We start from the raw sequence: 14,562 nt of genomic DNA, 5'->3' as shown, positions 1-14,562 counted from the left end.
TCATGGCACTGATTGCACTGATCTCCGTTTCCGACAAGACCGGCATCCTCGAATTCGCCCAGGCGCTGCATGCGCTCGGCATCCGGCTGCTGTCGACCGGAGGCACCGCGAAGCTCTTGGCCGACGCCGGCCTGCCGGTGACCGAGGTGGCCGAGCACACCGGCTTTCCCGAGATGCTCGACGGCCGCGTCAAGACCCTGCATCCCAAGGTGCACGGCGGCCTGCTGGCGCGGCGCGATCTGCCCGCGCACATGGCGTCACTGAAGGCGCATGGCATCGACACCATCGATCTGCTGGTGGTCAATCTCTATCCGTTCGAAGCCACGGTGGCCAAGGCCGGCTGCACGCTCGAGGACGCGATCGAGAACATCGACATCGGCGGCCCGGCCATGGTGCGCAGCGCCGCGAAGAACTGGAAGGATGTCGGCGTGCTGACCGATGCGGCGCAGTACCCGCAGGCGCTGGCCGAGCTTCAGGCCGACGGCGCGCTGAGCCAGAAAACCAAGTTCGCTTTTTCCGTCGCGGCCTTCAATCGCATCAGCCAGTACGACGGCGCGATCAGCGACTACCTCTCGCGCATCCAGGAAGACGGCAGCCATGCGCTGTTTCCCGCGCAGGCCAACGGCCGCTTCGTCAAGCTGCAGGATCTGCGCTACGGCGAGAACCCGCACCAGCAGGCCGCGTTCTACCGCGACCTGTATCCCGCGCCGGGTTCGCTCGTGACGGCCAGGCAACTGCAAGGCAAGGAGCTCAGCTACAACAACATCGCCGATGCCGATGCGGCGTGGGAATGCGTGAAGAGCTTCGACACCGCGGCCTGCGTGATCGTCAAGCACGCCAACCCATGCGGCGTCGCGATCGGCAAGGATGTGTTCGAGGCCTACGGCAAGGCCCTGAAGACCGATCCGACCTCGGCCTTCGGCGGCATCATCGCCTTCAACCGGACGGTGGATCGCGCGACCGCCGAGGCAGTCCGCAAGCAGTTCGTCGAAGTCCTCATGGCGCCGGGATTCGCACCGGGCGCGCTGGAGGTCTTCCAGGAAGGCAAGAAGGCCAATGTGCGCATCCTCGAGATCGCATTGCCGCCGGGCGGCGCCACCGACTGGGACAACGGCCGCAACGCCGTCGACGTGAAGCGCATCGGCTCGGGCCTGCTGATGCAGACCGCCGACAACCACGTGCTGTCGCGCAGCGAACTCAAGGTGGTCAGCAAGAAGCAGCCGACGCCGCAGCAGCTCGAGGATCTGCTCTTCGCCTGGAAGGTCGCGAAGTTCGTCAAGAGCAACGCGATCGTGTTCTGCGCCGACGGCATGACGATGGGTGTCGGCGCGGGGCAGATGAGCCGCGTCGATTCGGCGCGCATCGCCAGCATCAAGGCGAAGAACGCGGGGCTGTCGCTGCAGGACAGCGCAGCGGCGAGCGATGCCTTCTTCCCGTTTCGCGACGGGCTCGACGTGCTGGTCGAAGCCGGCGCGCGCTGCGTGATCCAGCCCGGCGGTTCGATGCGCGATCAGGAAGTGATCGATGCCGCCGACGAGCACGGCGTGGTGATGGTGCTCACGGGCGTGCGGCACTTCAGGCACTGAGCGTGCGCGGCCGCCCGGCCGGCCTTCACTCGCCGGCCGAGAAGCGGTACTTGAGCTGGAAGCTGAGCGCGCCGTAGAGCCGGTTCTTGATGGTGGGCACGAAGGCGATGTTGAGCCCCCAGTGCTTGCCTTCGATGGCGGCGGTGGGAATCAGCGCCGGGAACCAGCCGCCGTTGAAGGCCTTCGGATAACCGTCGAAGGCGCCGACCGCCGCGCCCAGCTTCACGCCGTGGAACTCGAAGGGCATGACATAGACCCCGACGTAGTGAGATTGCTGCCTGTCGCTGTTGCGGAACACGCCGGCGGTCAGCGAATAGGTCGAGTCGAGCGGCCATTCGATGCCGATGCCGGGGTTGCTGTCCTCCAGGCCCTGGTGGCGGTCGAAGTGGTAGGAATAGAGGCCGGCATTGATCCAGGCCTGACCGGGATCGAACTGCGCGAAGGCCAGGCCGGGCAGCAGGCCGAACCATGGCAGCAGCTGTCGAAGCTTCATGACCGGTCAGCGCAGCGCGAAGATCTGGCGCGCGGCTTCGATCGTGGCGGCGATGTCCTCGTCGCTGTGTGCCGCGCTCACGAAGCCGGCTTCGTAGAGGGCCGGTGCAATATAGATGCCACGGTCCAGCAGGCCGTGGAAGAGCTGGTTGAACTTCGCGTTGTCGGTGGTCATGACGGTGGTGTAGTTCTGCGGCAGCGTGTCGAGCAGGAAGAAGCCGAACATGCCGCCCTCGCTGTCGGCGCAAAACGGCTGGCCTTCGGCGGCAGCGGCCGACTTCAGTCCGTCGACCAGCGTACGCGTCTTTCGTGACAGTGCATCGAAGAAGCCCGGGCGGGCCACTTCCTTCAGCGTCGCGAGGCCGCAGGCCGTGGCCACCGGATTGCCGGACAGCGTACCGGCCTGATAGACCGGACCCAGCGGCGCCAGCTGTTCCATGATCGCGCGCGGTCCGCCGAAGGCGGCCAGCGGCATGCCGCCGCCGATCACCTTGCCGAGCACCGTGAGATCGGGCGTGATGCCGAGCACGCCCTGGGCACCTTGCAGCCCGACGCGAAAGCCGGTCATGACTTCGTCGAACACCAGCAGCGCGCCATGCTGCGTGCAGAGCTCGCGGCAGCGCCTGGCGAAGGCGGCGCTTGCCCGCACGAAGTTCATGTTGCCGGCGATGGCCTCGATCATCAGGCAGGCGATCTCGTGGCCATGCAGCGCGAAGGCTTCTTCCAGCTGTGCGATGTTGTTGTACTCGAGCACGAGCGTGTGCTGCACGACTTCCGGCGGCACGCCGGCCGAGGTCGGATGGCCGAAGGTCGCGAGGCCCGAGCCGGCCTTGACCAGCAGCGCGTCCGCATGGCCGTGGTAGCAGCCTTCGAACTTGATGACGTACTTGCGGCCGGTGGCGCCGCGCGCCAGGCGCAGGGCGCTCATCGCGGCCTCCGTGCCGGAGCTCACGAGCCGCACCATCTCCATCGACGGCATCAGCGCGAGGATGGCCTCGGCGAGTTCGATCTCGCGCTCGGTCGGCGCGCCGAAGGAGAAGCCGTCGGTCACGGCACGCTGCACCGCCTCGACCACCGCGGGATGCCCGTGGCCCAGGATCATCGGCCCCCACGAGCCGATGTAGTCGATGTAGCGCCGATCGCCGGCGTCCCAGAAGTACGCGCCCTGCGCGCGCTTCACGAAACGCGGCGTGCCGCCAACAGCCCTGAAGGCACGCACCGGCGAGTTCACGCCACCGGGAATCACCGCGCGCGCGCGCTCGAAGAGAATGGAATTGGGATCAGTGTTCGACATCATGGTGTGAGATTAACGCGGCCGGTGAAGCAAGGCCTGTTCGTGAAACACCGCGGATCCGGCTCGGCCGGTCCGCCGGTGTTGCCCCCGGTCAGGGGGAAGGCGAAGCGACACGAAGTGCGCGAAGCCTGGGGGCGAGTCAATGCCTCGTGTCGTGCGGGGGCAGCGCGAAGTCGGTCGGAGATGCGGGTTCGTCGTCGTCTTCGTCGTCCTCCGGCTGGGCCCAGAACAGGCGGTCGGGCAGCACATGGCCCATGCCCGGCCGGAAGCCGGCATCCAGGCAGCGGTCCATGTAGCTCAACGCTTCGCTCGTGGCCGCGACGAGATCGGTGCCGCTGGCCAGCAGTGCCGCGAGCGCGCCCGACAGCGTGTCGCCCGCGCCGGCGAAGATGGCGTCGAGCCGCTCGTACTTTTCGCTCGCGAGCACCGATTGCGGCGATGCGAGCACGTTGTCGATGAACTGGTCGGGCAGCATCAGTCCGGTGACGAGGGTGTAGGGCACGCCGAACTCGCCGGCCGCCTTGGCGATGTCGCGCGCACCCGGCGGGCGCTCGCCGCTCCAGTCGGGCAGCAGCCAGCGCCACAGCGTGCTGTGATTGCCCACCAGCACCGTGGTCTGCGGCAGCACCAGTTCGCGGAAGGCGTCGAGGTACGCCTCGATCTGGTTGTCTTCCCACCACGAGAGATTGGGCATGTAGGCGACGACGGGCACGTCCGGATAGTCGGTGGCGGTCTCGGCCACCGTGCTGAGATTTTCCGGCGAGCCCACGAAGCCGACCTTGATGAGCTGCACCTCCACGTCCTCGAGAATCGTGCGCGCCTGCTCGGCGACGGCCTCTTCGTCGAAGGCGAAGTGGTCGAAGATCTCGGCCGTGTCGCGCGCATACGCGCCGGTCACGACCGGCAGCATGTGCGCGCCCACGGAAGCCATCGCCAGCGCGTCGCCGCCGAGGCCGCCGGCACCGCTCGGGTCGCTCGCATTGAAGACGAGCACGCAGGGCGGATTCGAATCGCTCTCGGCCTCGACTTCGTCGTTCGGGGGGTCGGTAAGATCGCTCACTTTGCGGTTGTGCTCTGGTGGTAATAGATAAGTTGTCATGTGACTTCAGAGCTCAGCCGATGGTGGCATATCTGAGACGCTTGTCACGGGTTTGGGTGATACGTCTGGATACGATCGTTGCATTCTATGAACAGGGACTTTAAGCTGCGATGAATACGAAAACCTGGATGTGCCTGATTTGCGGGTGGATCTATGACGAGGCGGTTGGGGTACCGGAAGATGGTATTGCGCCGGGCACGGCGTGGGCGGACGTTCCGATGAACTGGACGTGTCCCGAATGCGGGGCGCGCAAAGAAGACTTCGAAATGGTAGAGATCTGAAGCATGGCATAGGGCCGCGCTTCCTGCGTCCTTGAAAGGGCACAGCGGTCGACAAGGTGTCACACGAGGAGCGGTGCGAATGAGCGCGAATGGATCCGGATACAAGGTGCTGGTCATCGACGACAGCAACACGATTCGGCGCAGCGCCGAAATCTTCCTCAAGCAAGGCGGCCATGAAGTCCTGCTGGCCGAGGACGGCTTCGACGCCTTGTCCAAGGTCAACGATCACAAGCCGCACCTCATCTTCTGCGACATCCTGATGCCGCGCCTCGACGGCTACCAGACCTGCGCGATCATCAAGCGCAATTCCCATTTTTCCAATGTCCCTGTCGTTATGCTGTCGTCCAAGGACGGCGTGTTCGACAAGGCGCGCGGCCGTATGGTCGGCTCGCAGGACTATCTCACCAAACCCTTCACCAAAGACCAACTGCTGAATGCCGTGCAGCAGTTCGGCATCGTTCAGCAGAAAGCGCAGTAATGCCGATTCATAAAGTGCTCGTGGTCGACGATTCCAAGACGGAACTGGTTTTCCTCACCGATCTGCTCCAGAAGAACGGCTTCTCGGTCAAGACCGCCGAGAACGCCGACGATGCGATGCGTCGTCTCGAGGAAGAGCAGCCCGACCTCATCCTGATGGATGTCGTGATGCCGGGACAGAACGGCTTCCAGCTCACGCGCTCGATCGCACGCAATCCGCAGTACGCGGCGGTGCCGATCATCATGTGCACCAGCAAGAACCAGGAGACCGATCGGGTCTGGGGCATGCGGCAGGGTGCGCGCGACTACATCGTCAAACCGGTCAATGCGACCGAGCTGATGGCGAAGATCAAAGCGCTCGCCTGAGGGCGCGCCGTCCATGGCCAACCGCGACGCCCTCCGCGCTTTCCAGTCCCGGCTTGCCAGCCGCCTGCAGGCGGCGCGCACGTCCGGGGTCGCCGCATCGTGGCTTGCCGTCGAGGCGGGCGATGCGAAGTACCTGTTCCCGCTCGGCCATGCGGGCGAGATCTTTCCCTGGACGCCGCCCCAGACCGTGCCCTACACCGAGCCATGGTTCCTCGGCGTCGCCAATCTGCGCGGCGGGCTGTACGGCGTGGTCGAGCTGTCGACCTTCGCTTCCGGCGCGGCATCGGCCACGGCGGCGAGCGAGGCCGCACGCTCGCAGTCACGGCTGGTCGCGCTCAACGAACTGCTCGAAGTCAACTGCGCATTGCTGATCGATCGGCTCGTCGGTTTGCGCAGCGTGGAGGCCTTCATCGCTTCGCACGCCCCGGACGCTGACGCGCCGGTCTGGCTCGGGCATTCGTACACCGATGCGGCGGGAGCGCGCTGGCAGGAAATCAACCTGCAGGCACTTTCGCAGCAACCCCAGTTCCTGAGCATCGGCGCCTGAGCGGATCGCTGGACACCGACCATTACCTGAAGGACCGACCGTGAGCTCGATCGCCGACAAGTTCAAGAAATTCCTGCCCCTGGGCGACGACAGCGCAACCCTGCGCGTCGACAGCGCCGGAGCGCTCTCGCTGGACAATGTCGAAACCGTGCAATCGGCGGAGGAAAAAACTGTGCACATCCCGAGAGACCCGGCGCCCGTGTCCACCGTGCTGAACGCCGAAACGGTCGCGGCCGAACCTGCTGCGGACCCGGTCGCTGCCGAGCCGCCGATGGCGCAGGCGCATGGCGCCGTGCCGCCGAATGCCGCCAGCACGGCACCCGCGCCGCGCTCGAATCCGGCGCGCCAGCAGCGCGTGCTCGCACTGGTGCTGGCTGCCGTCGTGCTGCTGCTGTTGCTCGTCGCCGGTTCCGCGATCCTGCGTGCCGAACGCCTTGCGCAGCAGGTGGCCGCGACCGGCCAGTCGCTCATGCAGTCGCAGCGTCTGGCCAAGTCGGTGTCGCAGGCATTGGTGGGCAATGTGCCCGCGTTCGCCGAGGTCAAGGACAGTGCCAGCGACCTGACGCGGCGCGTCCAGGGCCTGGCGAACGGCGACGAGTCGCTCAAGCTCGAACGCCTAGGCGACTACGACGCCGAGATGAGCAAGATCACGCCGCTGGTCGAACGTGCCGACAAGAGCGCCAAGGCGGTGCTCGCGCAGCAGCAGATCCTGACGCAGGTCGGCAGCGCGCTGCGCGACATCAATCGCCAGTCCTCCGATCTGCTCGAAATGACCCAGACCGTGGCCTCGTTGAAGATGCAGCAGAACGCCACCCTGCCTGAAATCTCCGCGGCCGGCCAGCTGGTGATGCTGACGCAGCGCATCGGCAAATCGGCCAACGAGTTCCTCACGGTCGAAGGCGTGAGCCCCGATGCAGTGTTCCTGCTCGGCAAGGACCTCAACACCTTCCAGGAAGTCACCCGCGGCCTGCTCGATGGCAGCACCCAGCAGCGGCTGCCCGGCTCGCGCGATCCGCAAACGCGCCAGCAGCTCGAAGCCATCCTCAAGACCTACGAACAGACGCGCACGCAGGCCGGCGCGATCCTGGGCAATCTGCAGGGCCTCGTGGCGGCGCGCGAAGCGCAGGCCGCGATCCTGGCCGACAGCGAGCCGCTGCGCCTGGCGCTGGGCGACCTGCAGGACAAGCTCTCGGCGCGCACCGGTCTCGGCGCCGGCACGGTGGTGATGCTGTTCGTGCTGTCGCTGGCCGCGCTGGCGCTGGCCGGCGCCATCGGCTACGTGCAGGTCCGCGAAGGCCGCGAACGCGCGCTCGCGGCCGAACACGAGCGGATCGAGGCCGAGCGCGCGAGCGACGACGCCAGCCGCATCAACGCGGCCAACCAGGCCGCGATTCTGCGGCTCATGAACGAACTGCAGACCGTGGCCGAAGGCGACCTGACCCAGGAAGCCACGGTGACCGAGGACATCACCGGCGCCATCGCCGACTCGGTGAACTACACAGTGGAAGAACTGCGCCTCCTGGTGGGCAACGTGCAGAACACGGCGACCCGGGTGGCGCAGACCACCTCGCAGGTCGAAAGCACCTCCACCGAACTGCTGGCCGCGTCGACCGAACAGCTGCGCGAAATCCGCGAGACGGGCCAGTCGGTGCTGACGATGGCCGAGCGAATCAACGGCGTGTCCTCGCAGGCGCAGGAATCGGCCACGGTGGCGCGTCAGTCGCTGCAGGCTGCTTCGTCCGGTTTGCAGGCGGTGCAGAACGCGATCGGCGGCATGAACTCGATCCGCGACCAGATCCAGGAAACCTCCAAGCGCATCAAGCGCCTGGGCGAATCGTCGCAGGAGATCGGTGAAATCACCGAGCTGATCTCGGACATCACCGAACAGACCAACGTGCTGGCGCTCAACGCCGCCATCCAGGCCGCCTCCGCCGGTGAAGCCGGCCGGGGCTTCTCGGTGGTGGCGGAAGAAGTGCAGCGGCTGGCCGAACGGTCGGCCGATGCCACGCGCCAGATCTCGGCGCTCGTGAAGGCCATTCAGACCGACACGCAGGATGCGGTCGGTGCCATGGAGCGCTCCACCCAGGGTGTGGTCGAAGGGGCCAAGCTGTCCGACAACGCGGGCACGGCGCTGTCCGAGATCGACCGCGTGTCGCGCCGGCTGGCCGAGCTGATCGAGCAGATCTCCCAATCCGCGTCGCGCGAAGCCGACTCGGCCAACGTGGTGGCGGCCAACATCCAGCACATCTTCGCCGTCACCGAGCAGACCGGCGACGGCACGCGCGCCACCGCGCAGCAGGTGCGCGAGCTCTCGCACATGGCCGAGGAACTGCGCCAATCGGTGTCCCGCTTCAAGATCGCCTGAACGCCGAGCGCCGAACGTGTCGATCCAAAGCCCCGCCATCGCTCCCGCCGCCGGCCACTCACCGCCGACCGAAGATCTCGGCCCGCTGGCCTGGGTTCTCGGAGAAATCCAGAAGTCGCTCGACGGGGTCGGCAAATCGCTGCGGCGTTTCGCCCGCGAAGGCAGCAGCGCTGCGGAGGTCGATCTCACGCCGCTGCGCATGGCGCGGCAGCAGTTGCACCAGGCCGTCGGCGCGCTGCAGATGGTGGGCCACGCGGCACCCGCGATGGTGCTGGGCGCGATGGAGTTCGCGGTCCAGAACTTCATCACCGAACCGCTTCGCTGCACCGAGGCCGCCGTCCAGAAGATCGATCGGGCCGGCTTCGCCGTCACCGACTTCCTGAACGCGCTGCTGGCCGGCAAGGTCGTATCGTCCGTCGCCCTGTTCCCGCAGTACCGCGAGGTGCTCGAACTGGTCGGCAACGAGCGCGTCCACCCGGCCGATCTCTGGAGCATGCCGTGGCGCTGGGTCGAGATCAAACCGGCGCCGACACAAACGGCACTGGTCTACGATCCGGCGGTCCGTTCCAAGCTGGACCGCGAGGTGCTCAAGGTCGTCAAAAGCGGCGACGATCATGCGGCCCGGCGGCTGCATGCGCTGTGCCTGGGCCTCGGCCGCGGCGCCTCGGCGCCGCGGGTCGCCAGCTTCTGGACCCTGGCGGCAGGCTTCTTCGAAGCCCTGGCGCTGGCGCTCATTCCCGCCGACGCGCACGTGAAGCGCGCGGGATCGCGCGTGCTGCTGCAGTACGCCACGCTGGCGCGCGGCGACAACACCGTCTCGGACCGCCTGGGCCAGGATCTGCTGTTCTTCTGCGCGCAGGCCGTGCCGGGTCCGCGCGACGAGGCCGCCACCCTGCGCGCGGTGCGCGTCGCCTGGGGCGTGGCCAACGAGCAGAGCGTCGACTACACGATCGAGCAGTTCGGCCGCTTCGATCCGCTGGTGCTCGCACAGGCGCGCAAGCGCATCGAGTCCGCGAAGGAAATGTGGTCCGCGCTGTCGGGCGGCGACGTGGCGCGCACGCGGCAGGTGGCCGACACTTTCGCCCAGCTCGGCGAATCGCTGCAGAAGCTGCATCCGGCGAGTGCACCGATGGTGCAGGCGCTGAACAAGGCCGTCGATGCATCGCTGCGCTCCGGCCAGCCGCCGGCGACCGAACTCGCGATGGAAGTCGCGACCTCGGTGCTCTATCTCGAGGCTGCCTTCGAGGATCTCGACCCCCACGACCGCCAGTTGACGGCCCGCACCGTGCAGCTCGCCGGCCGCATCGAGCGCGCACGCGGAGGCGGCCATTCCGAGCCGCTCGAGCCCTGGATGGAAGAGCTCTACCGCCGCGTGAGCGATCGCCAGACGATGGGCACCGTGGTCGGTGAATTGCGCAGCCACCTGGGCGAACTCGAGAAATCGCTCGACCAGTTCTTTCGCCGGCCGACGCAGAAGAACCTGCTGCAGGCCGTGCCGAGCCAGTTGCTGCAGATGCGCGGCGTGTTCTCGGTGCTCGGCCTCGACCAGGCGGCGCAGACCGTGCAGCACATGCGCGACGACATCGACCGCCTGCAGGCCGAAGAGGCCGAGGCCGATGAAACCGCTGCCTTCGACTCGCTCGGCAACAACCTCGGCGCGCTCGGTTTCCTGATCGACATGCTGAGCTATCAGCCCGCACTGGCCAAGCGCCTGTTCGTGTTCGATGCCGACACCGGCGAGCTCAAGCCGCTGATGGGCCGCCAGGGCGGCGAGAGCGGCGTGCCCGAAGCCGGCGCGGCCGTTGCGTTCGCATCGGGCTCCGGCACCGTGGCGGCCAGCGATACCGTGCTGAGCGTCGAGGAGGTCGATGCGCAGATCGCGGCCAAGCTGGCGGCGCTCGCCGCGCCGAGCCGCAAGGCGCCCGTCTCGCCGATCGAGGAATTCAGCCGCGCGACCGCCAGCTGGACCGCGAAGATCACCGGCCCCGCGCCGCTGGAGCCGCTGCCCTACACCGAGGTCACGGAGCTCGAAGAAGACGACCTGCAGAACATCTTCCTCGACGAGGCGCGCGAAGTGCTGCACAACGGCCTGGCTGCGGTGGCGGCGCTCGGCACGCGGCCGGACGACAACGGCGAGCTGACCGTGCTGCGCCGCGCGTTCCACACGCTCAAGGGCAGCTCGCGCATGGTCGGGCTGATGGATTTCGGCGAAGCGGCCTGGTCCTTCGAGCAGGTGCTCAACACCTGGCTCGCCGACCAGCGCCCCGCCACGCCGGAGCTGCTGGCGGGCACGCGCAAGGCGCTGGTGGATTTTGCAAAGTGGGTCGAAGCCGTGGCTTCCAACGAGCCGCACGGCTGGCAGTCCGCGCCCTTTTGCAGCATGGCGGAAGCCCTGCGCGCGGGCGAGCCGATCGCCGCGCCCGCGCGCGTGGCCGATGCCGATGCACTGGTTGCGGCCGCGCGCCACATTGCTGCCGAGGCCAGGGCCAGCGAGCCGGCGCCGCTCGAAATGCCTGCGGTGCCTCTGCTGCCGGAGCTGCCCGATCTCGAGCTGACGCCTGCCGTCTCCGAAGCGCCGGTCGAAGCCCGGTCGCCCGCGCCGGCGCCGGCGCCTGTGCCCGCCGAAGAGTTCTCGGATTGGCCGGACCTGCACGAACCCGTCCACGCCGAGTCCGCGCCGACGCCCAGCCAGGGCACGGTCCCCGAATCCGACAACGATTTCGCGTCTAGCGATTTCCTCGACTTCGACGGCAAGCCGGTGCCGCGGCCGGAAGAGCCGCTGCCGCCGGCTTTCCTCGAAGAGATCGATTTCCTCGAGACCGCCCATTCATCGATCGAGCCGGCGTTGGCGCCTGTCGTGCCGAGCCGGCCGGTCATATTCACCGTCGAAGAGCCGGCGACGACGCCGGAGCCCGAGCCGGAACCCGAGATCGCGCCGGCGCCGGCGGTCGTGCTCGAACACGCTCCGCTTCTGGAGGTCGTGCCGGAGCCGGAGCCGGAGCTGGCGCCGCAACCCGCGCCCGCGGCCGCCGCGCCGGTGATCGAACCCCTCGTCGCCGACGCGCACCCGGCACCCGAGCCCGCTGCCGTCGCATCGCAGCACGAAGAGATCGCCGAGCGCCCGGCCGCGCCGAGTGCCGAAGAGCAGGTCAAGGTGATAGGGCCCTTGCGCATCGGCATCGCGCTCTACAACGTCTACCTCAACGAAGCCGACGAGTGGTCGCGCCAACTGGCCAGTGAGGTCGGCGAATGGGCGCTCGAGTCGCACCAGCGCGTGTCCGATTCGACTGTCGGCCTGGCCCATTCGCTGGCCGGCAGTTCCGCCACCGTCGGCTTCCAGGGGCTGTCGGGCATGGCGCGCCTGTTCGAGGCGGCGCTGCAGCATCTGCACATGCAAGGCCGCGGCACGCCCGAACAGGGCGCGGTGCTGGTCGCGGCGGCCGGCGAATTGCGGCGCCTGCTGCATCAGTTTGCCGCCGGTTTCCTCAAGGAGCCGGCCGAAGAGACGCTGCAGGCGCTGCGCGATGTGGCGGCCTCGCCGATGCCCGTCGAGCGCTTCGGTGGGGCATCCGCACCGCCGCCGCTGTCGCGCGACGCGATGGCCGACGTGGCCCTCGACGACTCCGAGGACGCGATCGACCTGGCCGATGCGGTCGACGTCGACCTGTTTCCGATCTTCGAGGAAGAGGCCGCCGAACTGCTGCCTCGGCTCGGTGCCGCCTTGCGCGAATGGTCGCAGCATCCCGAAGGCAGCGCGCCGCGCGCCGCGACGCTGCGCACGCTGCACACGCTCAAGGGCAGCGCCCGTCTGGCCGGCGCGATGCGCCTGGGCGAGCGCGCGCACCGCATGGAGTCCGAGATCGAGGCCCTGGGCGCCGACAACGTCGACCGGGCATCGATCGAACATCTGCTGGGTCGTTTCGATGCCTTGCAGGCGACGTTCGATGCCCTGCGCGAGGCGGACGGCGCGGCCCAGGCGGAACAGGCGCAGCGCGCCGCCGCTGCCGCTGCCGCTGCGGCGCCGCCGTTGCCCGAGATGGCCGCACCGGCGCCTGATGCCGTCGCATCGATGGCCGGTGCCGAAGAGCCCGCCACCCCCGACGAGGCATCGGCCGTCGCGCGCGCCGCGATCGCGATGCCTTCGCCTTCCGCGCTGGCGCCGCTGCGCGCGATGTCGAGCCAGGCGGTGCGCATCCGCACCCACTTGCTCGACCGCCTCGTGACGCAGGTCGGCGAGGTGATCATCACGCGCTCGCGGCTCGAGGCCGAACTGGGCCAGCTGCGCGCCTCGCTCGGCGATCTGACCGGCAACCTGGACCGTCTGCGCCAGCAGCTGCGCGACATCGAGGTCCAGGCCGAAAGCCAGATGCAGTCGCGCCTCGCGCAGGCCAAGGATTCTCAGCAGGGCTTCGACCCGCTCGAGTTCGACCGCTTCACGCGCGTGCAGGAACTCACGCGCATGATGGCCGAGTCGGTCAACGACGTGGCGACCGTGCAGCGCACGCTGCAGAAGACGGTGCAGGCGACGGAAGACGACCTGAGCGCGCAGGCGCGCCAGACGCGCGAACTCCAGCGTGGGCTGCTGCGCACGCGCATGGTCGAATTCGAGGGCATTTCGGAACGGCTCTACCGCGTGGTGCGCCAGGCCTCGAAGGACACCGGCAAGCAGGTGCGCCTCGACATCACCGGCGGCTCGATCGAAATGGACCGCGGCGTGCTGGACCGCATGACGCCCGCCTTCGAACATCTGCTGCGCAATGGCGTCGCCCATGGCATCGAGGACGCGGCGGTGCGCGAGAAGGCCGGCAAGGATCCGAACGGCCTGATCGTGATCGAGCTGCACCACGAGGGCAACGACGTCTCGGTCAGCTTCCGCGACGACGGCGCCGGGCTCAACTACGAACGCATCGCGGCGCGGGCGCTGTCGCTCGGCCTGGTCACCGAAGGGCGCAAGCTTTCGCCCGAGGAAGCGGCCGAACTGATCTTCCAGCCCGGCTTCTCGACCGCAACACAGGTGTCCGAACTGGCCGGCCGCGGCATCGGCATGGACGTCGTGCGCGCCGACGTGGCGGCGCTCGGCGGCCGCATCGAGACCCACAGCCGCGACGGTCAAGGCACCATCTTCAAGCTCGTGCTGCCCTTGACCACGGCGGTGACGCACGTGGTCATGCTGCGCACGGGCGACACCTCCATCGGCGTGCCGTCCAACCTGGTCGAGCTGGTCCAGCGCGCGAGTGCGTCCGATCTCGAATCGGCCTACCTCCATCGGCGCTATGCCTTCGCCGGCGAGCAGGTTCCGTTCTACTGGGCCGGCGCGCTGCTGCAGACCTCGTCGCGCAGCGAGCGTCCGACCGGCAAGGCCAACACGGTCGTCATCGTGCGAAGCGCCGCGCAGCGCGTGGCGCTGCATGTGGACGAAGTGCTGGGCAACCAGGAAGTCGTGGTCAAGAACCTCGGGCCGCAGCTGTCCCGGCTGCCGGGCATGGCGGGCATCTCGGTGCTGGCATCGGGTGCGGTCGCGCTGATCTACAACCCGGTGGCGCTGGCAGCGGTGCACGGCGATCGGGCGCTCGCGCTCCAGGCGGCGAGCGGACCGCAGGACAGGGCGGCGCACGGCACGCCGGCCAGCCATGTGCCGAAGGCGGCGCCATTGGCGCCACAGGTTCCGCTGGTGCTGGTGGTGGACGACTCGATCACGGTGCGGCGCGTCACGCAACGCCTGCTGCAGCGCGAGGGCTATCGCGTGTCGCTGGCGGTCGATGGCCTGCAGGCACTCGAACGCCTGCAGCAGGAGCGTCCGGCCGTCGTCCTGTCCGACATCGAGATGCCGCGCATGGACGGCTTCGATCTGGCGCGCAACATCCGCGCCGACGCGTCGCTGGCCGACCTGCCGATCATCATGATCACCTCGCGCATCGCCGAGAAGCACCGCGACCATGCGCGCACCCTGGGCGTCAACCATTACCTCGGCAAGCCCTACTCGGAAGAGGAATTGCTGCGCCTCGTGCGCAGCTATGCAAAAGCCGAGGCGCCTGCGATGCTTAGCTGACCCCCA

10 protein-coding genes are annotated in these 14,562 nt (G+C 67.9%); 7 read left to right on the top strand and 3 right to left on the bottom strand.

Translation table 11 applies throughout. The features are described from left to right. Positions 1–2 precede the first annotated feature (2 nt). Entirely contained in the window at positions 3–1,586 is a 1,584-nt protein-coding gene (gene purH / locus WDLP6_RS22765) for a bifunctional phosphoribosylaminoimidazolecarboxamide formyltransferase/IMP cyclohydrolase (RefSeq protein ID WP_162594186.1), read from the top strand. A gap of 25 nt (positions 1,587–1,611) precedes the next feature. On the opposite strand, the gene WDLP6_RS22760 is transcribed toward purH, so the two are convergent. From WDLP6_RS22760 to thiD, 3 genes are all read right to left on the bottom strand, one after another. After that, positions 1,612–2,079 (bottom strand): hypothetical protein, encoded by a 468-nt coding sequence (locus WDLP6_RS22760; RefSeq protein ID WP_162594185.1) that lies wholly within the window; start codon positions 2,077–2,079, stop codon positions 1,612–1,614. A 6-nt stretch (positions 2,080–2,085) separates the two neighbouring features. Further along, the gene (gene hemL / locus WDLP6_RS22755) at positions 2,086–3,375 is read right to left on the bottom strand and encodes a glutamate-1-semialdehyde 2,1-aminomutase (protein ID WP_174259894.1); all 1,290 of its coding nucleotides are present in this window, start codon (positions 3,373–3,375) and stop codon (positions 2,086–2,088) included. 136 nt (positions 3,376–3,511) lie between these two features. After that, positions 3,512–4,471: a bifunctional hydroxymethylpyrimidine kinase/phosphomethylpyrimidine kinase gene (gene thiD, locus WDLP6_RS22750; protein WP_162594184.1), complete on the bottom strand. Its 960-nt coding sequence runs from the start codon at positions 4,469–4,471 to the stop codon at positions 3,512–3,514. A 110-nt stretch (positions 4,472–4,581) separates the two neighbouring features. On the opposite strand from thiD, the gene WDLP6_RS22745 reads away from it, so the two are divergent. From WDLP6_RS22745 to WDLP6_RS22720, 6 genes are all read left to right on the top strand, one after another. After that, on the top strand, positions 4,582–4,752 hold the full coding sequence (locus WDLP6_RS22745) for a rubredoxin (protein ID WP_093109554.1): 171 nt from the start codon (positions 4,582–4,584) through the stop codon (positions 4,750–4,752). 79 nt (positions 4,753–4,831) lie between these two features. Then, positions 4,832–5,230, top strand: a complete 399-nt coding sequence (locus WDLP6_RS22740; RefSeq protein ID WP_162569384.1) for a response regulator — start codon at positions 4,832–4,834, stop codon at positions 5,228–5,230. Then, positions 5,230–5,595: a response regulator transcription factor gene (locus tag WDLP6_RS22735; RefSeq protein WP_162569383.1), complete on the top strand. Its 366-nt coding sequence runs from the start codon at positions 5,230–5,232 to the stop codon at positions 5,593–5,595. The genes WDLP6_RS22740 and WDLP6_RS22735 overlap by 1 nt, the downstream gene beginning before the upstream one ends. 13 nt (positions 5,596–5,608) lie before the next feature. Further along, entirely contained in the window at positions 5,609–6,142 is a 534-nt protein-coding gene (locus tag WDLP6_RS22730) for a chemotaxis protein CheW (RefSeq protein ID WP_162594183.1), read from the top strand. A 271-nt stretch (positions 6,143–6,413) separates the two neighbouring features. Beyond that, positions 6,414–8,507, top strand: coding sequence for a methyl-accepting chemotaxis protein (locus WDLP6_RS22725; RefSeq protein WP_443083461.1), 2,094 nt, complete (start codon positions 6,414–6,416; stop codon positions 8,505–8,507). Positions 8,508–8,523: 16 nt separating this feature from the next. Further along, a complete protein-coding gene (locus WDLP6_RS22720) occupies positions 8,524–14,556 on the top strand; it encodes an Hpt domain-containing protein (RefSeq protein ID WP_162594181.1) in 6,033 nt (2,010 codons plus the stop codon). Positions 14,557–14,562: the final 6 nt, after the last annotated feature.

Origin of the sequence: Variovorax sp. PBL-E5, assembly GCF_901827185.1 — a bacterium.
In the GTDB taxonomy this organism is placed as follows: domain Bacteria; phylum Pseudomonadota; class Gammaproteobacteria; order Burkholderiales; family Burkholderiaceae_C; genus Variovorax.
The sequence above is the reverse complement of the archived record's forward strand: the minus strand, read 5'-3'. Positions and strand labels throughout refer to the sequence as shown.